General features: G+C 39.4%; 24 protein-coding genes and 1 pseudogene. 10 read left to right on the top strand and 15 right to left on the bottom strand.

Annotated elements, in window-relative coordinates:
- Positions 1 to 459: 459 nt before the first annotated feature.
- From ACRX5O_RS04225 to ACRX5O_RS04235, 3 genes are all read left to right on the top strand, one after another.
- Entirely contained in the window at positions 460 to 1,632 is a 1,173-nt protein-coding gene (locus ACRX5O_RS04225; RefSeq protein WP_433904784.1) for a CapA family protein, read from the top strand.
- Positions 1,633 to 1,947: 315 nt separating this feature from the next.
- Positions 1,948 to 2,499, top strand: coding sequence for a hypothetical protein (locus ACRX5O_RS04230; protein WP_433904785.1), 552 nt, complete (start codon positions 1,948 to 1,950; stop codon positions 2,497 to 2,499).
- A 76-nt stretch (positions 2,500 to 2,575) separates the two neighbouring features.
- The gene (locus ACRX5O_RS04235) at positions 2,576 to 2,863 is read left to right on the top strand and encodes a HesB/YadR/YfhF family protein (protein ID WP_433904786.1); all 288 of its coding nucleotides are present in this window, start codon (positions 2,576 to 2,578) and stop codon (positions 2,861 to 2,863) included.
- Positions 2,864 to 2,888: 25 nt separating this feature from the next.
- Here ACRX5O_RS04235 and ACRX5O_RS04240 read toward each other — a convergent pair whose 3' ends face one another.
- The 10 genes from ACRX5O_RS04240 to acnA form a co-directional block, all read right to left on the bottom strand.
- Entirely contained in the window at positions 2,889 to 3,188 is a 300-nt protein-coding gene (locus ACRX5O_RS04240) for a hypothetical protein (RefSeq protein WP_391557941.1), read from the bottom strand.
- Between the two features lie 14 nt (positions 3,189 to 3,202).
- Positions 3,203 to 3,637 (bottom strand): YbgC/FadM family acyl-CoA thioesterase, encoded by a 435-nt coding sequence (locus ACRX5O_RS04245; protein WP_433904787.1) that lies wholly within the window; start codon positions 3,635 to 3,637, stop codon positions 3,203 to 3,205.
- The gene (locus ACRX5O_RS04250) at positions 3,637 to 5,964 is read right to left on the bottom strand and encodes an AAA family ATPase (RefSeq protein WP_433904788.1); all 2,328 of its coding nucleotides are present in this window, start codon (positions 5,962 to 5,964) and stop codon (positions 3,637 to 3,639) included. The genes ACRX5O_RS04245 and ACRX5O_RS04250 overlap by 1 nt, the downstream gene beginning before the upstream one ends.
- A 96-nt stretch (positions 5,965 to 6,060) precedes the next feature.
- Positions 6,061 to 6,297 carry a small acid-soluble spore protein Tlp gene (tlp, locus tag ACRX5O_RS04255; protein ID WP_433904789.1) on the bottom strand — a complete coding sequence of 79 codons (237 nt, stop codon included), beginning with the start codon at positions 6,295 to 6,297 and terminating at the stop codon, positions 6,061 to 6,063.
- Positions 6,298 to 6,440: 143 nt separating this feature from the next.
- The gene (locus tag ACRX5O_RS04260) at positions 6,441 to 6,584 is read right to left on the bottom strand and encodes an acid-soluble spore protein N (protein WP_119708493.1); all 144 of its coding nucleotides are present in this window, start codon (positions 6,582 to 6,584) and stop codon (positions 6,441 to 6,443) included.
- Between the two features lie 65 nt (positions 6,585 to 6,649).
- Positions 6,650 to 6,781 (bottom strand): FbpB family small basic protein, encoded by a 132-nt coding sequence (locus ACRX5O_RS04265; protein ID WP_119708492.1) that lies wholly within the window; start codon positions 6,779 to 6,781, stop codon positions 6,650 to 6,652.
- Between the two features lie 130 nt (positions 6,782 to 6,911).
- Positions 6,912 to 7,418 (bottom strand): peroxiredoxin family protein, encoded by a 507-nt coding sequence (locus ACRX5O_RS04270; RefSeq protein WP_433904790.1) that lies wholly within the window; start codon positions 7,416 to 7,418, stop codon positions 6,912 to 6,914.
- Positions 7,419 to 7,444: 26 nt separating this feature from the next.
- Positions 7,445 to 7,858, bottom strand: coding sequence for a hypothetical protein (locus tag ACRX5O_RS04275; protein WP_433904791.1), 414 nt, complete (start codon positions 7,856 to 7,858; stop codon positions 7,445 to 7,447).
- Between the two features lie 85 nt (positions 7,859 to 7,943).
- Positions 7,944 to 8,993 carry an S-methyl-5-thioribose-1-phosphate isomerase gene (mtnA, locus tag ACRX5O_RS04280; protein ID WP_433904792.1) on the bottom strand — a complete coding sequence of 350 codons (1,050 nt, stop codon included), beginning with the start codon at positions 8,991 to 8,993 and terminating at the stop codon, positions 7,944 to 7,946.
- 119 nt (positions 8,994 to 9,112) lie between these two features.
- On the bottom strand, positions 9,113 to 11,821 hold the full coding sequence (acnA, locus tag ACRX5O_RS04285; RefSeq protein WP_433904793.1) for an aconitate hydratase AcnA: 2,709 nt from the start codon (positions 11,819 to 11,821) through the stop codon (positions 9,113 to 9,115).
- 355 nt (positions 11,822 to 12,176) lie between these two features.
- On the opposite strand from acnA, the gene sspO reads away from it, so the two are divergent.
- Positions 12,177 to 12,326, top strand: coding sequence for a small acid-soluble spore protein SspO (gene sspO, locus ACRX5O_RS04290; RefSeq protein ID WP_119710601.1), 150 nt, complete (start codon positions 12,177 to 12,179; stop codon positions 12,324 to 12,326).
- Between the two features lie 43 nt (positions 12,327 to 12,369).
- Here the strand turns inward: sspO and ACRX5O_RS04295 are convergent, their stop codons facing one another.
- Positions 12,370 to 12,630: a hypothetical protein gene (locus tag ACRX5O_RS04295; RefSeq protein WP_119708487.1), complete on the bottom strand. Its 261-nt coding sequence runs from the start codon at positions 12,628 to 12,630 to the stop codon at positions 12,370 to 12,372.
- 110 nt (positions 12,631 to 12,740) lie between these two features.
- On the opposite strand from ACRX5O_RS04295, the gene ACRX5O_RS04300 reads away from it, so the two are divergent.
- Positions 12,741 to 12,887 carry a small acid-soluble spore protein P gene (locus tag ACRX5O_RS04300; protein WP_119708486.1) on the top strand — a complete coding sequence of 49 codons (147 nt, stop codon included), beginning with the start codon at positions 12,741 to 12,743 and terminating at the stop codon, positions 12,885 to 12,887.
- 25 nt (positions 12,888 to 12,912) lie between these two features.
- On the opposite strand, the gene selA is transcribed toward ACRX5O_RS04300, so the two are convergent.
- Positions 12,913 to 14,343, bottom strand: a complete 1,431-nt coding sequence (gene selA, locus ACRX5O_RS04305) for an L-seryl-tRNA(Sec) selenium transferase (RefSeq protein ID WP_433904794.1) — start codon at positions 14,341 to 14,343, stop codon at positions 12,913 to 12,915.
- 109 nt (positions 14,344 to 14,452) lie between these two features.
- On the opposite strand from selA, the gene ACRX5O_RS04310 reads away from it, so the two are divergent.
- Positions 14,453 to 14,824, top strand: coding sequence for an Hsp20/alpha crystallin family protein (locus ACRX5O_RS04310; protein WP_433904795.1), 372 nt, complete (start codon positions 14,453 to 14,455; stop codon positions 14,822 to 14,824).
- A 57-nt stretch (positions 14,825 to 14,881) separates the two neighbouring features.
- Here the strand turns inward: ACRX5O_RS04310 and ACRX5O_RS04315 are convergent.
- Positions 14,882 to 15,064 (bottom strand): annotated as a pseudogene (locus ACRX5O_RS04315) (Rdx family protein); the annotation flags it as partial.
- Between the two features lie 239 nt (positions 15,065 to 15,303).
- Here ACRX5O_RS04315 and selD point away from each other — a divergent pair.
- A complete protein-coding gene (gene selD / locus ACRX5O_RS04320) occupies positions 15,304 to 16,341 on the top strand; it encodes a selenide, water dikinase SelD (protein WP_433905190.1) in 1,038 nt (345 codons plus the stop codon).
- Positions 16,342 to 16,454: 113 nt separating this feature from the next.
- Complete coding sequence (locus ACRX5O_RS04325; RefSeq protein WP_433904796.1) at positions 16,455 to 16,748, top strand: hypothetical protein; 294 nt, start codon at positions 16,455 to 16,457, stop codon at positions 16,746 to 16,748.
- Positions 16,749 to 16,786: 38 nt separating this feature from the next.
- Here the strand turns inward: ACRX5O_RS04325 and ACRX5O_RS04330 are convergent, their stop codons facing one another.
- Together ACRX5O_RS04330 and ACRX5O_RS04335 are read right to left on the bottom strand one after the other, a co-directional pair.
- The gene (locus ACRX5O_RS04330) at positions 16,787 to 17,734 is read right to left on the bottom strand and encodes an L-threonine 3-dehydrogenase (protein WP_433904797.1); all 948 of its coding nucleotides are present in this window, start codon (positions 17,732 to 17,734) and stop codon (positions 16,787 to 16,789) included.
- A gap of 19 nt (positions 17,735 to 17,753) precedes the next feature.
- Entirely contained in the window at positions 17,754 to 18,950 is a 1,197-nt protein-coding gene (locus ACRX5O_RS04335) for a glycine C-acetyltransferase (protein WP_433904798.1), read from the bottom strand.
- Positions 18,951 to 19,232: 282 nt separating this feature from the next.
- On the opposite strand from ACRX5O_RS04335, the gene ACRX5O_RS04340 reads away from it, so the two are divergent.
- Together ACRX5O_RS04340 and ACRX5O_RS04345 are read left to right on the top strand one after the other, a co-directional pair.
- Positions 19,233 to 20,780, top strand: coding sequence for an ABC-F family ATP-binding cassette domain-containing protein (locus ACRX5O_RS04340; RefSeq protein ID WP_433904799.1), 1,548 nt, complete (start codon positions 19,233 to 19,235; stop codon positions 20,778 to 20,780).
- A gap of 77 nt (positions 20,781 to 20,857) precedes the next feature.
- Positions 20,858 to 21,745: a putative selenate ABC transporter substrate-binding protein gene (locus ACRX5O_RS04345; protein WP_433904800.1), complete on the top strand. Its 888-nt coding sequence runs from the start codon at positions 20,858 to 20,860 to the stop codon at positions 21,743 to 21,745.
- The last annotated feature ends 5 nt before the right edge of the window (positions 21,746 to 21,750 follow it).

The raw sequence follows: 21,750 nt of genomic DNA on the forward strand, positions 1-21,750 counted from the left end.
AGGTGAACCATGAGGCTCACCTCTTTTTTATAACTTAATTACTTGAAAGCGTCCTTTACCAAGGACATCGGTTTGGTAGTCAAGTTTGGTGTTTTCAAAATAGACCATATCCCGAAGATGAATAACGATATTAAGGTCATGAAAGGGTATTACTTGATCTTCCTGTAATGGCTTCTCTTCCAGAGAAAGCTTTAACTGTGGACCCCCTCAGCCAATTCCCATGGTTAATCGAACGTACAGTACTTCCCCTTCTGTTCTCTTCTCTTTTTCAACAGCAGTTAGCAAAATATGATACGCTGGTTCGGTAAGTTTTAACATTTTTTGCTCCTCCCTAACAAGAAAATTGTCGCATATTGTAACGCATTTATGACATAATGAAGAAAAGACAAACTTTATGATACCCATCTTAGCGAAAAAGTACATGGATTGCCAATAATCTGTATGTAGTAGGTGTTAGTTATGAGGAGAGTTAGAAAAAAAAAGCGGAAAAACAATATGTGGGTTGGAGCCGTTCTTTCAGGTTCTTTAATCATCGCGTCTCTAATCTTATTCATGAACATGTATGAAAGTGCCAATGCAAGTCCAGTTGTACATAATGAAAAAAATGTATCCCCTCGTGCGCTTGGGGTCGAATCGAAAAGTTATGAACAAACGATCACACTTGGTGCCATTGGAGATATTCTTATTCATGATTGGGTGTATGAGGATGCTCAAACTGGCAATGGATACGATTTTCACCCCATGTTTGAACAAGTTTCAGCAACACTATCTCAACCGGATATTTTGTTAGCGAATCAGGAAACGATACTTGGTGGAGTGGAGTTGGGTATTTCTAGCTATCCAATGTTTAATAGTCCTGTTGAAATTGGAAGCGCTATAAAAGATGCAGGTGTAGACATTGTCTCCACTGCTAATAATCACTCATTAGACAAACGTGAAAAAGGACTTCTTACTTCCCTAACCAATTTAGATCAACTTGGGATTCCTAGTGTTGGAACATACTCTAGTGCTGAGGATCAGCAAACGTTAACCATGATGGAAAAGAACGGAATTAAGGTGGCCTATCTATCGTACACATATGGAACGAATGGAATGCCTATTCCTGAAGGTAAGGACTATTTAGTCAACTTAATTGATAAGGAAGCCATGAAAAGTGAAATCCACCGCGCACGTGAAGCCGCTGATATTACTGTCATGAGTATTCACTGGGGCAACGAATATCAACGTTTCCCTACCGATGAACAGGAAGAACTTGCTCAATTCCTTGTGGATGAAGGAGTAGATATTATCTTTGGTCATCATCCTCATGTTCTCCAACCGATGGAATGGCTGAAAGCTTCTGACGGGAGACAAGCTCTAGTTGTATACTCTTTAGGGAATTTTCTTTCTGGGCAAATGAGAGATTATAAAGATATTGGCGGTATGGCTTCTATACGTGTAACCAAGCAGATTAATTCAGATGGAACTTCTATCCGTCTTTCTGAGCCCGGGTTCTTTCCAACCTATGTATCAAATCAAAGACTTCAAAATTATCGGGTGGTCCCCTTACAGGATGCTGGGAATTTTGGAATGAGTAACGCCGAAAGCAAGTACAATGAAATACTGACACATATGACCAATAATCTGAAATGAGTAAGCAGTGTCTTTTATAGGACACTGCTTTTCTTTCCCCATCCATCCTTTCCAACCGTCAAATGTATCATACCCTAACAGCAAAATTATTTGTTAAAATAAAGATAAGTACGATTGAAAGGCTGTAGAATCTTGAAAGTAAACCATACCATACTTGTTTTCCTAACGTTATTCACTTTTGTTTTGTATCATGTACACGTTCCATCTATGTTCATGTTTTTTCTTTTTGTTCATTTGTTACTCGTATTGTTCTTATCAGAAAATCAGAGAATATGGGTTTGGATGATACTCTCGCTCTTTTTAGGACTCCTGATTATGAGATATATGGATCGCTTTATTTCAGAGCTATCTTTTCATCAGGGGTTCCTTTTTATACTGAGTGAATCTTTTTGGCTCATACCTATTCTTTTTGGTACGTATATTACGTCATCCTTTAAAAGTCCATCACTTGATAAGGAAAGACAGCTACAGAAGACAAGCACTAGGAATATCCTCTTTCTATTAGTAGTGGTATTTTTCCTTCTTGGTATTGGAACAATAAATGGGTTGCATGAGTGGCTAAGGGTACTTTTCTATTCCCTGCTTGTCTCACAGTTAAAAATATACCTCTCATTCGGTATATTTCTTAGTAGGTTACAAACATTGACGAGTAGATCGGTCAGTATGATAGGTGCAGCTATCATTTTTACCCTTCCTTTTACCTCTTTAGGTTATTCTCTCATCTCTTTGTTAATCATCGGTTTAACGGGGCTTGGTTATGCATGGTTAGGATCAACATGTAAGAGTTTGTTACCCGTATATGTGGTTCACTCCGTGCTTGTCTTTCTTTTTATTTTAGTAGGGGGATTTCCAGCACTTTCTCATTAGCTTTTGTCGAGCTTGATTTTAGCAATTCCGTCCAATTTGCATTATAATACTCGATATACGGAAGGAGTTTTTCATTATGAATATAATTGTAAATGATCGTGCTGCGGCTTGGTATAAAGAAGAGATGCTGTTAAATAAGGGAGATTACGTTCGATTTTTTGCTCGCTATGGTGGCTGTAGTACAGTACAGCAAGGCTTTTCTTTAGGAGTATCTTCGGAAACACCTCATCAAATTGGTTTTGAATTGGTTAAGGATGATATTCATTACTATATTGAAGAAAAAGACTTATGGTATTTTGATGGTAAGGATTTATTCGTTGATTTTAACGAACAAGTAAATGAGCCAGTCTTTCGATACGAGTAAAAAGCTGATCCAAAGTGGATCAGCTTTATTTTTTGAATAATTTCGTTGCTGCTTCTTTTTCATGTAGCAGCACTCTTTTTTGATGTTCTCCTAATAAGTCAAAGTGTGAATAGCCATTTTCTCTATGATGAATCCACTCTCGTTTTAGATTGTAGGTTTCTCCCCATTTGGCTAACTGATCCAGATCACGACAGCCAACCTTTGTTACAGTATTGCAATCGGGAAAGCGATCGTCCAACCAGTAATGTGTGAGAAAGGCAATTTCACCACGATCAATTTTCTTTTTCCAAGCTCGCAATTCTTCTCTTTTAATGCCAAAAGCCATCGGTTCTCTCCTTCTTACTCGGTTGCAACCGGCTGCTTTTTGTGTTTTTCGTATGCCTCGTGCCAAACGGGAAATTTCTTTCTAATGGAAATCGGGCGGAATGTTTCTTGCATCACGCAAACATGCTGGGACATTCCCTTTAGAGCTAAATCTCCACTTTCTGTGAAAATTTCATAGCCATAAGTTACACGGAATCCATCGTACTCTTCAATCCAAGTATGGACCATTGCCTTTTCCCCGTATCTTACTGGTTTTTTATACGAAGCTTGAATGTCAATCACAGGAGATATAACGCCTTCTTTCTCCATATCAGCATATTTAAAACCAAGATCTTCAATGATACTTGTTCGACCTAGCTCCATCCAAATGAGGTAATTTGCATGGTAAACAACTCCCATTTGATCTGTTTCTGCATAGCGAACCTCTATTTCTTTTTTTCCTACTAGCATTATGATTCCCCTTTTCCTACTTTGTGCAAAGCAATTCTAATATCGTCTTTGTCTAAAAGTGAAAGATCGGAGTCTTTCTCTTTTGAAATACGTAACGCTTGAACTTGAATTGCTTCGTCAATAACATTTGTTGCAAATCTCCCATTTCCGCTCACAGGCAATCCAGTAAGCTCCTCTTTTAAGAAGGATAAGGCTTCATCTTCAAGGATATAATGATAGCTTGTTGCGTAAGTGACCATGATTTCGATAAGCTCCTCTACCTTATAATCATGGAAATGAAAAAACTTTTTAAAACGAGATTGCAAGCCCGGATTGCTTTCGAGAAGCTGTTTCATTTCATTTGGATAACCAGCTAAAATGACAACTAAGTTTTCGTTGTGCTTGGTCATCTCATCAACGAGAGTATCAATCGCTTCCTTCCCAAAATCTCCTGGTGATTTACTAAGTAAGGAATACGCTTCGTCAATAAATAATACCCCTCCGAGCGCCTCGCGTATTTTCTTTTTTGTTTTGGCGGCTGTTTGTCCAACATAACCCGCTACAAAGTCTGCTCTACTTGTGACAATTAAGTGGCCCCTCTTTAAGTAACCAATTTCTTTCAATGCTCTGGAAAAAACCTTTGCTACCGTCGTCTTTCCGGTTCCAGGATTTCCTGTAAATACAGAGTGTAATTGAATTGGCAAGATCGGTAAGCTATTTTGTAATCTCAGTTTTTGAATTTTTACAAACGAGACGAGTTTCTCCACTTCATCTTTCACATGCTCTAATCCTACGAGTGATTCTAAAAGCTCCTCTGCCTTCTTTTCGTCCTGTTCTGTGTTAGAAGCAAAATCGTCTCTATCAAGTACTGTGAAATCCAAAACAGATCGTTCGGACTGTTTCTTCGATCCTTTTCTAAAAATCGCATCGAGAACGAGTGTTTGAACGGTTCTCGCATTTCCAAACGTGTCGTCGACCCTTTCCATATCGATGCGGTGCTCTAATTCTTTCCTCGCATCAGGTGTAAGCAAATAATCGTTATCTTGTGCAAACTTTTCAGCAATCATTAAAAGTTCTTCAGTCGAGTAGTTATCAAGGTGTATATGGTTGGAACGAGGAAATCTACTTTTTAACCCAGTGTTGGAATCCAAGAATTGCCTCATTTCCTCCGGATAACCTGCAAGCACAACCGCGAATTTCCCACCGTATTCTTTTCCGGTCATTAAGGAAACCAAAGTATCAACAGCTACTTGACCATAATCATTTCCGGTCTGTCCTTCCCTTTTCAAGCTATATGCCTCATCGATAAACAGAACTCCACCAATGGCCTGCTCGACGGCTTGGCGAACATTCTCCTCCGTTTGACCAACAAACGCTCCAACGAGTCGTGTACGATCAGTCTCGATGACCTCTTCTCGAGGAAGAATCCCTATCTCGTAGTAAATTTTTGCTAGCAGTCGAACGAGGGTTGTTTTCCCCGTACCTGGATTACCTGTGATAACCATATGCAGGCTTTGTTCATCTTTAGATTGGTATCCCTGTTTTTTTCTTTCTTTTTGGTACTTTAAAAATTCATATAACTGTGAAACACGTTCTTTTACCTTATTCATGCCAATCATTTCTTGAAGTGTATCTAGGGAGTGCTGTGTTTGCTGTACCGTCTCCTCTTCACCAAATAATTGTTCCCATGTTTGCTTTAAGCGATCGAGTTCTTCGAGCGATCCTTTTAAGTCTTGGAAGTGAACGGCTGTATGAAACACTCCAGATATGGATTCATCGTATTCTTCAGCTGCTTTTAACATCGAGCCAATGACCTCTTGTACTTCAACAAGCGTATCAATCAGGCTTCGGTAAATACTGACTAGTTCTCCAGTTTGGTTCCGATAAGCTAGTTGATACCCCGATTCCAACTCGTCGATATGTTCATCACTTGTTGATAAGAAACGTTGGCAAATAGCGATAATGTCTTCAGCAACCTTCTTTTTAGCAGCTCGATTATCTGTCTCACGCATGATTGGAAACTTCAGAGAATCGAGGATTGATTTTTTCTTCTTCCACTCAAATTGTGCCAGAAATTCGCTCGCTCTTTGGTTAGTTGGATTGAGCTCATGTGCTTTGTTCATCCATAGAAAGCTAAGATGATCCTCTTTCCCATGTTTGGCTGTTCTAGAAAGGGACGCGATGGAGAGTAATTTGGAAAGTAAAAGGGCATCGTTCTGTTCATGAAGCGAATGAATCGCATGAATGACCTTTGTCTCGTCTTCTATAGATCCGGTTTCGCGGAGTTCTGTTTCCCATTGGTCAATCACTTCAGGTGTCAGGGTATGTAGTTCTAGTTGTTGTTCCATAATATCACTTCTTTTTTATCTTTATTTTTTTCTATATTACCATATTTATCTCGAAGCATGAAGAAAGAGGCTGCGTATACAGCCTCTTTGCCTTACTTATTCAGTATCCCCATTTTGTCTAGCTTGTGCTTCTTCCTTCACTTCAGAACGTAGCGCATCAAGTGCTTCTCTTCGTCTTTCGTTCTTTGCTTCAATTTCAGCAACATCTTTAGCATTGCTATGTTCCATAGCAGCTTCAGCTTCTTGCATATTCTCTATTGTGTGAACAATAATCGATTGAATGTTTTCGACATTATCGCTTCTGTCATCAGGATTTGGTTTGTTTTTGACCATGGTCAATTCCTCCTTCATTCATATTAGTGCGTTACAAAGATAGGTTTGCCTATTTAAATCAGAAATAACAGAGGAAACGAATGGTGTTTCTTTGTTCTTTTTAACAAAAATAAAACCCGTCTAGTTGACGGGTTTGTCATAGATTATTCACCTTTGGTTTGAATTACTTGTGCATGTTTGCCTGATGTATCATTCATTTTTTTACCATTATTGCCACTGAACCCACGTGGTTGAGTTCCGAGGTGACTTGGAACAAAAGGTTTGGAATTTCTTTTTGGATTTCCCATCACTATCCCTCCTCTTTAAAAAGTATCAGCTTTTTTAAAGAGAAACATGTAAGGGAATCCTTCCCTTATTCCGCTTTACCTAGCCTTTTTTCCTCAAGCTTTGCTTCAATTTTATCTAAAGCCTCTTGATCGCGTAATAACTGAAGTTTGTTTTCAGCTACTAGTTCCTCAAAAGAGCGTTTTCTTGGTTTTCTCATGTCGTATTCACCATCCTTATCACTATTATAACAGTCATTATGTCCGGTAGTGCTTGTAATTATTACAACTTTTTGAAAATTTAATAAAGTGCAAGCCTTCGCAAAATAAAATCTGCCTCTTAAAGGCAGATTACATGTTTTTGATATGCTCGCGAATGATCTCGATTGTCATGACACTTAAATGCTTGCTGCGTATGATTCCTTCTCCATCGATAAAATAAGTTGTGGGAATGGTGAGAATTCTATACATGGTATTAACTTCATCGTTGCTGTCTAATAAAACGGGAAATGTGACATTGGCCTCGCGTACAAACTTCTTTATATCGTACTGAGGGTCAATATTAACCGCTAATATTTCTACGTTGTCATCTGCTTCATTGTAGTACTTTTGAATATCAGGCATTTCCGCTTTGCACGGAGGACACCAAGTTGCCCAAAAGTTGAGAATCACTTTTTTTCCACGATAATCCGATAACTTAACCGTTTTTCCGTCGAGGGTCTTTAGCTTAAAATCAGGAGCTTTCTCCCCTACCCGTAAACCTGGGAGATTGTCTGGGGCTGCTTCCGCCATCGTATGAGTAAGAGTAATCGTCATAAAGGATAATAGGAAGACCGCTAACGTTACTTTTTTAAGCATGATGTCCCTCCATGTAGATTATTGATTTAAAATATTGCAAAAAGCGTGTGGATGATCCAATAAGAAATAATGAATGTGAGCAGAGTATAAACTGCAGCATGTAGTGTTAAAGGAACACTCCACTTGTTTTTATAAGCCTTTCTGATAAAAAATAATACAGCAACGAAAGTCCCCAATAGAAGCCCCTTAGAACCGCCTGTAAAATAAAGAATTTCTATGGGCCTTTCGAATAGAATACTTGGGCGAAAAAGGACGATGCTAAATTTATAAACGAGAAACCATAAAAATAAAGCATTAGTTAATTCATCCATAAACATTTTGAAGAAAGACTTGTTCTCTTTTAAAGTAATTTTTACCGTAATGTATGTAGTTATACCCGCTAATAAGAAATACAGCCATTTGTATGGGATAAGTAGCGGACCTAAAACAATTGTCTCCATGACTAACTCCTTGCTTCTTTATTTTCTACTATTATACCCTGACTAGTATAAAAAAAGAGAGCTCTAGGAGCTCTCTTTACGCAAACTAATTAAATAATTTCTTTAATTCCTCACTATAATTACCTTTAATGACGCCTTTTTCGGTAATAATTGCAGTGATGAGGTTATGTGGAGTTACGTCAAATGCTGGATTAAATACATTCACGCCTTGAGGAGCTGTTTCAATCCCGAACGCTTGAGTGATTTCTTCTGAACCACGTTCTTCAATCGGAATATCTTCTCCTGTTGGTGTATCAATATCAATTGTTGGCGTTGGTGCTGCGACATAAAAAGGAATATTGTGAGCTTTTGCTAACAAAGCTACTCCGTATGTTCCGATTTTATTAGCTGCATCGCCGTTGGCAGCCACACGGTCACATCCAACAATGACTGCTTGTACCATTCCCTTTTTCATGACCATCGCTGCCATGTTATCAGCAATCAGTGTTACATCTACTCCAGCCTGCATTAATTCCCAAGTGGTTAAACGTGCTCCTTGAAGAAGCGGTCTTGTTTCATCTGCGAATACTTTAATATCCATCCCTTTTTCCTTAGCTAAGTAGATTGGTGCAAGGGCTGTACCATATTTCGCTGTAGCAATTCCACCTGCGTTACAGTGTGTAAGAACCGTCATTCCATCTTCAAGAAGAGTTAAGGCATGCTCACCGATCGCACGACATAGTTCTTCATCCTCATTTCGGATTTCATGTGCTTCTCTTATTAAAGAGGCTTTGATCTCACTGATTGGTTGAGTTTGCTGTTGTTTCACCAGCTCGTCCAAACGATTTAATGCCCAGAAAAGATTCACTGCCGTTGGTCTGGATGAAGCTAAGTAATCAAGATGCTTTTTAAAAACTTGATAAAACTCATCAAAGCTGTCTTCCGGTGCATCCTTTACCGCTAATACGAGTCCGTATGCTGCAGCGATCCCGATCGCCGGGGCTCCTCTAACCTTTAGTTGTTTAATGGCATCCCATGTGTCTTCTACGGTTTGAATTTCAATAAATTCAGTAATATGTGGAAGTTTTGTTTGATCTAGAATATGCAATCGACCTTGGTCGTCAAAAGTAACGGATTGAATAAAGTTAGTTGTCATCTTTTGCTCCTCTTAATGTTGTAATTGGTTGCTATTATATTTTAACAATATTCTGTTTTTGAGCAACTATTTTTTTATAAAATAAAACCGTGCAGCTAAATGCCACACGGTCTGAGTAATTAGTTTTGTAATTTTTCACGAAGAACCATTGGTAGAATTCCACCGTGACGGTAGTAATCGATTTCTACTTCTGAGTCGAAACGAACGAGAACTTCGAATTCTTTTTTGCTTCCGTCTTCAGCAGTAGCTGTAACCTTTAATAGGTCACGTGGTCTTACATTTTCATCCACTTGAACGTCAATTGTTTCTTTACCAGTTAGGCCAAGTGTATCAGCGTTTTCTCCATCTTTGAATTGAAGTGGAAGAACACCCATTAATACAAGGTTTGAACGGTGAATACGCTCAAAGCTCTCAGCTAAAACGGTTTTGATCCCAAGAAGGTTTGTACCTTTTGCTGCCCAGTCACGTGAAGAACCCATTCCGTAGTCCTTACCTGCTAGAACAATTAGGCCTGTTCCATCTTGCTTATACTTCATACATGCATCATATATAGATGTTACTTCGCCAGTTGGCCAGTAAGTTGTAAATCCACCTTCTGTGCCAGGAGCCACTTGGTTACGGATACGGATATTTGCAAATGTTCCGCGCATCATTACTTCATGGTTACCACGACGAGATCCGTAAGAGTTGAAATCACGAATTTCTACTCCGTTTTCAAGAAGGTATTTTCCAGCAGGTGTGTTTTTACCAATAGCACCAGCAGGAGAAATATGGTCCGTTGTTACAGAGTCACCAAACTTCGCTACTACCTTTAATCCAGCTAAAGGTGTTACTTCTTCTGGATCTGGCTTTAAGCCTTCGAAGAATGGAGGGTTCTGAATATATGTTGAAGAATCATCAAACGTGTATAAAGAGTCATTGCTAGTTTGGATTTCGTTCCAACGAGCATTGTCATCAAAGACATTTTCATATTCTCTTCTGAATAGTTCAGGTGTAACGGTTTGTTTTACTACTTCATTTACTTCAGCAGTAGTTGGCCAAATGTCCTTAAAGAATACATCGTTTCCGTTACGATCTTTTCCAATCGCCTCGTTTTGAAGATCGATATCTACTGTACCAGCAAGTGCATATGCAACAACTAGTGGTGGTGAAGCTAAGTAGTTACCTTTTACAAGTGGGTGAATACGTCCTTCAAAGTTACGGTTACCAGAAAGAACTGATGTGATTAGAAGGTCATTTTCCGCCACTGCTTTTTCGATTTCATCCTTAAGAGGTCCAGAGTTACCGATACATGTTGTACATCCGTACCCTACTAGGTTGAAGCCTAATTGATCAAGATAAGGAAGTAAGCCCGAATCTGAAAGATAACCTGTTACAACCTTTGATCCAGGTGCTAAAGATGTTTTAACGAATTTAGGTACTTCCATACCAAGCTCAACTGCTTTTTTCGCCACTAAGCCAGCCCCTACTAATACGTATGGGTTAGAAGTATTTGTACAGCTCGTAATCGCTGCGATTGCCACTGCGCCCGTCTTCATAACAGTCGTGTCGCCATTGTCGAAAGTAACGGTTACTTCTTTGTCTTTTTCAGACTCTGTTAAACCGAAGCCTTGGTTGCCTTGAGGAGCAGTAATCGCTTGGTTGAATTCTTTCTTCATTTGAGATAGTGGAATTAAGTCTTGTGGGCGCTTTGGACCAGAAAGGTTCGCTTCAATGTCAGCAAGATTAATTTCAACTACATCTGTATAAACAGGGTTTAGTTCTGGATCGAAGAATAAACCGTTTTCTTGGCAATATGTTTCAACAAGCTTGATTTGCTCTTCAGTACGTCCAGTTAAACGCATATATTCTAGTGCTTCTCCATCTACTGGGAAGAAACCACAAGTTGCGCCGTACTCAGGAGCCATATTAGCAACAGTTGCACGGTCAGCTAATGGTAGAGAAACCACACCTGGTCCAAAGAATTCAACGAACTTGTTAACTACGCCTTGCTTACGAAGAACTTGTGTTACTTTTAGGGCAAGGTCAGTAGCTGTTGCACCGTTTGGAAGTTCCCCAATTAATTTAACCCCAACTACTTCAGGAACTGGGAAGTATGAAGGCTGACCAAGCATTCCTGCTTCTGCTTCTATACCACCTACACCCCAACCAAGAACACCGATACCGTTGATCATCGTAGTGTGTGAATCTGTTCCAACTAATGTATCTGGGAACGCTTCAATTTCACCATCAGCATTTTCAGTAGTTAGTACTACCCCTGCTAAAAACTCAAGGTTTACTTGGTGAACGATACCTGTAGCTGGTGGAACTGCACGATAGTTATCAAATGCTTTTTGAGCCCAGCTAAGGAACTGATAACGCTCTGTGTTACGTTCAAATTCAAGATCCATATTAGCTTGAAGTGCATCAGCTGTACCATATTTATCAACCTGTACAGAGTGGTCAATTACTAGGTCAACTGGTTTTTCAGGGTTAATCTTGTTAGGATCTCCACCTAGATCAGCCATTGCTTTTCTTAAAGAGGCTAAGTCAACAACTGCTGGTACACCAGTGAAGTCTTGAAGAATAACACGTGAAGGCTTAAAAGGTACATCTACTTCTTTTACTTCACTTGTTCCCCATTTTGCTAAGTTTTCAACATGCTCTTTTGTAATAACACGGCCATCATACTGACGAAGAACTGACTCTAGCAATACTTTAATAGAGTATGGCAGGTTAGAAACTTTTCCAATTCCTGCTTCTTCTAGAGCTCCCAAATGATAGTAGTGATAGCGCTTCCCGTCGATTTCAAAGGACTTACGGGATTGGAATACATCTTGATTAGACATATGAATTACCCCCATTACAATGTTCATATACCAATAGATTGATAGTCGAAAAGTGAATAAAATGAATTTTCTTCAAACTTTTCTTTCAATATTATCTTAATACAACCTTTTATATAAGTAAATAACAAGAAAGTTATTGTTTTTGATAAGTTGAACTTATGTTATTTTCTATTCCCCTGTTTTGTATCATTGAAATCTTGAGTACATTGATGTGGTTCTTTTTATTTGAAGTGAAAAGGTTTGAGGTAAAGCTATGGTGGAAAAATAGTGTCCTTATTTACGCTCTAGGTTTTATGAAAGTGTTATCGGTATTATCCATATAGTTTTGGTGAAAATATCAGTGGAGGTGATAGAAATGGCAAAAAGAAAGGCAAACCATGTAATCCCAACCACGAACGCGGCTAGTGCTCAAGGAGCTGGCGCTGGTTATAATGAGGAATTTTCAAACGAACCATTAACGGAAATGCAAAAGAAAAATAATAAAAAGAGAAAGAAAAATCAATAGTGGGAAAAAGCTGACTCGATCATCTCGAGTCAGCTTATCTATTTTACTCAGTCATATTTACTTCTGAGACAATCGATTGTAAATCTTGTTGAAATCTTTCCAGCTGCGCTCTTTGGGTTTCAGACGCCACCTCAAGTGCATTTTCTATTTGTGCATACGCTTCGTTTACTTCCTTTTTCAAGTGCTTTAACTGATGTCCATAGCTAGCACTGTCTTGAACAATATCGTTATACAGCTCCTGCGCTTCATTTACGCCTTGCTGTGCAGCTAAAAATGCATGTTGTTTATCCTCTTTGTAAGGCATGTAAGCCTCTCCTTTCTTTATTTGCTTGAGGTTAAATTGTGCAGGTAACGATAAAAATATTCGGTATAAAAAATCTTGCGCATTCCATCCTATCAATAGGAGGGATGAAAATGAACAAAAATGACGGAAAAGACATGCGTAAAAATGCACCAAAAGGTCACAACAACGGCAGCCAACCAGAGCCACTTAGCGGTTCAAAAAAGGTGAAAAACCGTAACCATACGAGACAAAAGCATAACTCAGGACATGATATGTAAAAAATAAAGAGCTGTAGGTTACTCCCTACAGCTCTTTTGATATCATCCTATCTATGGAAACTAGCGCATCGATAATAATATCTTCTTCTTCTACTGTCACCGTTCGTAAATCCAGTAACAGTACTTCCTTTTGAATACGTGCCACAATAGGAGGGGTATTTTCGGTTCGTAGACAGTAAGCTAGTGTTTCTGCGGACATGGACTCACTTTTGATATGAACAACTACAGTAGGTAGCTCCACGTCAGGCATCGTTCCTCCCCCTACTTGGCTAGTTGCCTCCTTGCCTGTCACTGTATAGCCGCTTGATTGTTGTGTTAGCCGGTCGATAAACTGATTGGTTCGTAATTGTAACTCTTTTTTTGTGGCAAGTAAATCTCGTACTACTGGAATGGTTTGAATCGCTTCTTTCCCTTTACTATAATCAAGTAAAGTCCCCTCAAGGGCTGCTAGTGTCATCTTATCTACACGCAGCACACGAGCAAGTTGATGTTTTTTCAATTGATCGATTAATATCTTTTTACCAGCAATTAACCCTGCTTGTGGTCCACCAAGCAGCTTATCCCCACTAAAAGAGACAATGTCTACCCCTTGGTTAAGAACATCAGAAACAACGGGTTCTTCCCCTATTCCATGCTGACTATAGTCGTATAGTGCACCGCTACCTAAATCCTCGTAAAAAATAACAGACTTATGACTATTTGCTAAATCCACCAAATCGGATGTTTCAACTGACTTTGTAAATCCAATCACTTTAAAATTACTTGTATGTACCTTCATAATCATCGCTGTGTCTTCACTAATAGCTTTTTCAAAATCATACAAATGGGTTTTGTTTGTCGTTCCTACTTCTACGAGCTTTGCCCCACTCTCTTCCATAATAGAAGAAATACGGAAGGAACCTCCTATTTCAACCAGTTGTCCTCTTGATACTATTACTTCTTTTTGAAATGCTAGCGCACGCAAAATGAGAAAAACCGCAGCTGCGTTGTTATTAACGACCATTGCCGCTTCTGCACCAGTTAATCGTTTAATAAGCTCTTCTACATGGGCATGTCTAGAGCCCCTTTTCCCTTCTGCTAACTTATATTCGAGGTTAGAGTAGTTTTGGGCGGTTTGAATGACATGATCCATAGCGTTTTGGCTGAGGCGTGCTCTGCCAAGATTTGTATGTAAAATGGTTCCAGTGGCATTAATGACCCTTTTAATCGTATATTGATAAGCTTGTTTTAATTCATATTCTATTTTTTGAAAGAGCTCATCTATAAATGGTTGGGATCCCGGTAATTCCCCTTCCCAGAAACCAGATAGTAATTGCTCGCGAATGGTACTGACGACATTTTTTAAAATAGTACTCATTTCGATTGTATCCATTCCGTATGTTTGTGTGAGTGTAGTAAAACGAGCGTCTTTTTGAAGCTCGTGAATCGGTGGTATATATCGTACAAACTCTTTCAAAAGTAACCCTCCAGCCCTTATTTTGCCTGTTTAGTATAACATGTTTCACCGATAGAAAAAATTCTCATACGATAATAACAGTTATCAAATACATGAGAGGAACACAGCGATGACATCTTCAAAAAAGAATTCTGACTCCCAGTCGATCGACAAATGGTTAGAAGCCTTATTTTTGGACCCGCTTACAACCTTTTTGGACGAAACTGCCTTTCGCTTTGATATATTCGAATCAGGGACTCAGTTTATTATCGAAGCAGATATTCCTGAACAATCCACTGAAACAACCGTTGCGCTTCAGGAGAATACCGTTATTATTTCTGTCAATTGTGGCGGAAAGATTCGATCAAGAAAGGTGGATTGGCCATTTGATGTGAGAGAACATGAGGTTGGTGCGTACCAAATCGATCAATTACTAGAGATTTCTATTGATAAGGAAAAAACATTAGTGCCGGTAGACCGTCTAATAGAGATAAAGGGGTAGCCTCTCTTTTTATAAAAATGAAAAGCCGTCTTGTACAAGACGGCTTTGTTGCTCTATTTAGCTTTCCATTTTTGCGATAATGTCTGGGCTTTTTGGAAATACACCCGTTTCAGCTTTAGAATACATCTTTTCTCCATTTACCGTAACTTCGAATACCCCACCTGAAGCAGGTATGAGCTCTAGTTTCGTAATGTCCATACGGAAATGATTAAACAGGTCTTCCGCGAAACTCGCGGCTTTTGGTGCGTAGTTTCACATCATGCAAAATTCAACTTTTACCTCAAAAGACATCGTAGCTTCCTCCATTTTCAGCAGAAAGATTTCACAAAACTTTCATTTCTTTGTGATAATACTATTTTATTACAGAGTTACTAGTTTTCGCAAGGTCATGAAATTCCTTAAATGTCGTGTCAAGAAACTACCAAAAAAGTGATTTTCCTCCGTATAGGTTGTATACTATTTCTTGGAGGTGAGTGATGATGAGCGAGTTAGAAAAAGTACGACTAACTTCCCTTTCTACAAAGGCTGGTTGAGGCTGTAAAATTGGTCCTGAGGACTTAGCGCAAGTTTTGCGCCTTTTACCTGAACAAAAAAGAACATCTGAACTATTAGTGGGACACGAAACGTCTGACGATGCAGGGGTGTACCAGTTAACCGATTCTTTAGCCATCATTCAAACAATTGATTATTTTACACCAATTGTTGATGACCCATATATGTTTGGTCAAATTGCAGCAGCTAATGCGTTGAGTGACGTGTACGCCATGGGTGGAACACCGAAAACGGCATTAAATATTGTTGGTTACCCTGTCAAAAAGCTGGGAGCTGAAATTTTATCTGAGATCTTAAAAGGTGCGAGTGATAAGGTAGTTGAGGCTGGTGCCTTAACGATCGGAGGTCACTCCATTGATGATCAAGAGCCTAAATTTGGACTTTCAGTGACTGGTATCGTTGAACCGAATAAAATTTGGAAAAACATTGGTGCAAAGCCTGGTGATGTGCTTGTCTTGACGAAACCGATTGGTGTTGGCATTATGACTACAGGAATTAAGCGGGCTGTTGTAACAAGGGAACAAGAGGAAACGGTCACCCTGCTTATGGCGGAGTTGAACAAACAGGCTTGTGAACGATTGAAGGATTTCACTCCTCATGCCGTAACAGATGTGACAGGATTTGGCTTACTTGGTCATGCGAGTGAGATAGCTCGTGGAAGTGATGTTAGTTTTGAGATTGATTTAGACCGAGTACCAGTTCTTAATGGTACATATGAGCTGGCTGAGCAAGGAATTGTTCCAGGAGGTTCTAAGTCCAATCACAAATGGCTTGAAAAAGATATTGAGTATGGAACTGACATAAGCATACAGCAACAGCTTGTCCTTTGTGATGCAATTACATCGGGTGGACTTTTGATTGCCCTTTCATTGGAAGATGCGGAAAAGTATGCCTCACTTGATTCCCGATATACTATCATTGGTCAAGTAGTTGAAAAGAAAGACAAACTTATTTATGTAAAATAGTCTTGAAAAAGCAGTGAATCTACCTTCACTGCTTTTTTGTTTATAACTACCATCGATAACATAAGGAAAGACGGAGATGCTACGTTTAAACAGATAAGATTGGGGGAGCTGCTATGACAGATTCAAATATACAGTCGCAAATAGTTGGAGGAAATTTCCTCCCTTCTGCAGATTTTGCTGATGGAAAGTTACAGGATGATCGTTATGAAATCTATGTAAATAACGATTTTGTTGGATATAAGACGTTAATAAATCAATCTGATTCGATTGAGGATGTGGATGACTTTTTAAAGCAGCAAGGAATCAAAGAATTTTCTGGACAGTTAGATGGAGATCACTACTATATTCAAACTAATGATGCTAACACCGTGAAAGATGTATTAGGTGTGTATTGCCATAATAGATAAAAAAGGGGGCTAACATCATGGTTAGCCCCTTCCCCGCTCTATATCATTTTTTTTCTTAATTTATCCAGCATGTCGATGGTCATCGTCTCTAAATTAAAGTCCACCTTAAATCCCCATTCTTCCTTGGCAGCGGTACAATCAATCGAATCCGGCCAGCTGTCAGCAATCCCTTGTCGAATTGGGTCTACATCGTATTTCATCGTGAAATGTGGAATATGCTTTTTAATTTCAGCCGCAATTTCTTCTGGTGCAAAGCTCATAGCTGTCACATTAAAGGAATTTCGATGGACAAGTTGGGATGGATCCGCCTCCATTAGATCAACAATAGCAGTTAAAGCATCCGGCATGTACATCATATCCATGTACGTTCCTTCTTTGATATAGGAGGTATACTGTCCAAACTTAAGAGCCTTGTAATAGATTTCTACTGCGTAATCAGTCGTCCCTCCACCTGGTGCTGTTACGTAGGAAATTAATCCAGGGAAACGGAGACCTCTCGTATCAACTCCGTAGCGATGATAGTAATAATCAGAAAGCAGCTCACCTGCGACCTTATTTACCCCATACATCGTGGTTGGACGGTGTATGGTGTCTTGAGGGGTATTTACTTTCGGAGTCGTTGGACCAAAAGCTCCAATTGAGCTCGGAGTGAAAAACTGACTTTTGGTCTCGCGAGCTGTTTCTAAAGCATTCATTAAGCCACCCATATTTAAATTCCAAGCAAACACAGGATTTGCTTCTGCTGTCGCTGAAAGAAGTGCGGCCATATGAATAACGGTATCTGTTTTGTACTTCTTCGCAACATCAAGCATTCTAGCTCCGTCTGTCACATCCACAACTTCAAATGGTCCACTTAAAGCTGCTTCGCTTTCATTTTTACGAATATCTGTCGCCACCACATTGTCAGCACCGTATAATTCTCTTAATTTAACAGTTAGCTCTGAACCGATTTGCCCTAATGCCCCCGTTATCAAAATGCGTTTCATGTTTCTCCTCCAATTATGCTTACTCTGTGATGATTCCTAACTCTTTTCCAACTCTTTCATAAATGACAAGTGCTGTGTCAAGCATCTCCTTAGTATGAGCTGCAGAAGGCATATTTCTTACCCTTCCAGTCCCTCTTGGTACGGTTGGGAAGACAATCGATTTGGCGTACACACCCTCTTCATAAAGGCGCTTGCTAAACCTTTGAGTTTTTACTTCCTCACCAATGATGCATGGAGTAATTGGTGTTTCACTGTCGCCGATATTAAAGCCTAATTTGACAAGGCCTGCTTTTAAATAATTCGCATTTTCCCAAAGCTTTTCGTTCAGTTCCGAGTTTTCCGTTAACAACTCGATGGCACGAATACTTGCAGCCACATCAGCCGGAGTTAAGGAGGTGGAGAATAAAAACGGTCTACTGCGAACCTTCAACCAGTCAATTAAATCTTGTTTCCCTGCGACATATCCTCCGACCACTCCAATGGCTTTTGATAATGTTCCGATTTGTAGATCTACTTTGTCGGATAATCCGAAGTGCTTAACCGTTCCTGCACCCTTTCCAAGTACACCAGAACCGTGCGCATCATCTACGTACGTAATTAAATCAAACTCTTCTGCAATTTGAACGATTTCAGGAAGCTTGGCAATATCACCGTCCATGGAAAATACCCCGTCCGTAATCACCATTACTTTATTGTAAAGTCCTGACTCTGTTGCTTCCTTTGCCTTTGCACGAAGATCATTCATGTCTGAATGATTGTAACGAATGATTTTTGCTCGTGATAAGCGGCAGCCATCGATAATGGAAGCATGGTTTAATTCATCAGATAGAATTGCATCGTTTTTATCCATAATCCCTGAGATAGCAGCCATATTACAATTAAAGCCTGATTGGTAGGCAATGGCGGCTTCTGTTTGCTTAAATTGAGCTAATTTCTCCTCAAGTTCTAAGTGAAGCTTTAACGTTCCATTGATTGTTCGTACAGCACCCGCTCCTACTCCAAACTGTTGGATGGCTTCTGTTGCCGCTTCCTTTAACCGAGAATCGGTTGCAAGTCCCAGATAGTTATTGGAGGAGAGATTCACAAGCTCTTTTCCGTTAATTGTAATCATTGGACCGTTTGCGCTTTCTAGTGGATCGATGACGTTATAAAGACCCTTCCCCTTTAAATCTTCGAGATTTTCAGTTAAAAACTTGGCTAATTTCTTACTTGACATTCCATTCATCCCCCTTGCAATGTTGTTTCGGAATAAACAACTGTCCACTGGAAAAAGACAGTTGTTATGTAGTTAAAACGTTGAAAAATAAAGGTTTTTATAGTTATTACTTTAGCATATTTTAATACGTTGTGCATAGTGCGTGGACAAATTTCGCATGAGTTACATGCGCGGAATTGATAAAGTATTCCTATTACAATAAATCAGTAGTGTAACACTGAAAATTTTAGTATGATTAGAAAATGAGGTTTTTTATGATTACTTGATAAGGTGAGGGTAAAAATGTTACTTACAGTTGATAATTTAAGTCATACATTTGGAGATAGAACTCTATTTAAGGATGTCTCTTTCCGTTTATTAAACGAAGATCATGTTGGATTAGTCGGTGCAAATGGTGTCGGCAAATCTACGTTAATGAATATCATTACAAAGCAATTAATCCATGATTCAGGTCGTGTGGAGTGGACTCCTCATGTACATTACGGGTATTTGGATCAGCATACGATTTTAACAGCAGGTAGAACGATTCGTGATGTGCTTAGTGATGCGTTCCTTCCATTATTTGAACAGGAGCAGCAATTAAATGAAGTAACTGCTCAAATGGCGGATGCCTCTCCTGAAGAGCTTGAAGTTCTACTTGAAAAAATGGGAGAAATTCAAGACAGACTAGATGCCGGTGACTTTTACTCCATTGATATTAAAATTGAAGATGCAGCAAGAGGTCTTGGGCTTGATGCGATTGGTCTTGATCGTGATGTTGCTGCGCTTAGTGGTGGACAGCGTACAAAAGTATTGCTAGCAAAGCTTTTATTAGAAAAGCCGCAGGTTCTTCTTTTAGACGAGCCTACGAACTATTTGGATGTAGAGCACATCCGCTGGTTGACTAGCTATTTAAAGGAATATCCATATGCGTTTATGTTAATTTCGCATGATACAGAGTTTATGAACGAAGTATCAAACGTCATCTTCCACCTTGAGTTTTCAAAAATGAATCGTTACACAGCAACGTATGAAAAGTTCTTAGAGCTCGCGGAGATTAATAAGAATCAACATATTAATGCATACGAAAAGCAAAAGGAATTTATTAAAAAGCAAGAAGACTTTATTGCGAAGAATAAAGCGCGTTATTCAACAACTGGGCGTGCAAAAAGTCGTCAAAAGCAGCTTGATCGTATGGAAAGAATCGATCGACCAGAGACTGCACTCAAGCCAACCTTTGATTTCAAGGAAGCTCGTGGAAGCTCAAGATACGTATTTATGGGCGAGGATTTCGAGATTGGATATTCACAGCCTCTTCTTCCAAAAATGTCGGTTACCATTGAAAGAGGAGAAAAAATTGCCATCGTCGGCTGCAATGGGGTTGGGAAATCTACCCTTCTTAAAACGATGCTTGGAAAAATTGATCCGATTAGCGGGAAAATCGAAAGAGGAGATTTCCTCTACCCTTCTTACTTTGAACAAGAAGTAAAGGCCGGAGACATTACTCCTATTGATGATGTGTGGAATGCCTTCCCTTCTTTGGATCAACATCAGGTCCGTGCAGCACTTGCTCGTTGCGGATTAAAAAATGAGCATATTTCTCGTCCGTTAAGTCAACTGAGTGGTGGCGAGCAAGCAAAGGTTCGCTTATGTAAGCTATTAATGGAAGAAAGTAACTGGATTTTATTCGATGAGCCTACCAATCACTTAGATGTTGTTGCGAAAGAAGAACTTAAGCGTGCTCTAAAAGCCTACAAAGGAACCGTTGTCCTTGTTTGCCACGAACCCGACTTTTACGAAGATTGGGTGACAAAGGTTTGGGATGTAGAAGCTTGGTCTCAAAGCAATTAAATAAAAAATAACAATCCTCTTCTTAAGAGGATTGTTATTCTACATAAATATTTATTAATGATTTGGGGGAACTAAAAATGAAAAGATTAGTATCTTTTTTTGCGTTTGTCTTACTGCTTGGTCTTTTAAGCGGTTGTGCGGAGGAGAACCAAGAAACCTCTGAAAAAGAAGAAACAACAAAACAAACCCTAAAAATTGGTGCGATTCCTGACCAAGATGTTTCGGTTTTAAGTCGTAGCATGGGCGAAGTGGCAGACTATCTTTCTGCTGAGACTGGATTAGAGGTTGAATATGTACCATCCGTAGACTATGCAGCGTTAGTAACTGCATTTGAGCGAGGAGAAATCCAACTGGCTTGGTTTGGTGGCTTAACGGGTGTTCAAGCAAGAAGTTTGGTTCCTGACGCGGAAGCCATTGCCCAAAGACCTCGTGATGAAGAATTCCACTCCGTTTTTATCGCTCAAAAAGAACTTGGATTAACATCGTTGAGTGATTTAAAAGGAAAAAGCTTTACTTTTGGTAGCGAAAGCTCAACTTCTGGACATTTGATGCCTCGCTATTATTTAATGGAAGAAGGCATTGATGCCGACCAAGATCTTAACGGCAAACCATCTTATTCAGGTTCTCACGACAAAACTTATAAGCTAGTAGAATCAGGTGCTTATCAAACGGGTGCACTAAACGAAGCAGTTTGGGAAGCAGCAGTAGCAGAAGGAAAAGTCGACACGAGCAAGGTGGATGTATTTTATACGACCCCTGCTTACTATGATTATCACTGGACAATTAATACACTTGAAGGATACGATTCCGACGTAAAGCAAAAAATAACAGATGCCCTTCTTTCTATGGGTAGTGAACAACAAACGATTTTGGACCTTTTCCAAACGGATAAGTTTATCGAAACAAAAAATGAAAACTACGAAGCCATTGAAAAAGTGGCAAAACAAATCGGTATTATTAAATAGAGGTG

The organism is Robertmurraya mesotrionivorans, from assembly GCF_050971805.1.
GTDB lineage: Bacteria > Bacillota > Bacilli > Bacillales > Cytobacillaceae > Robertmurraya_A.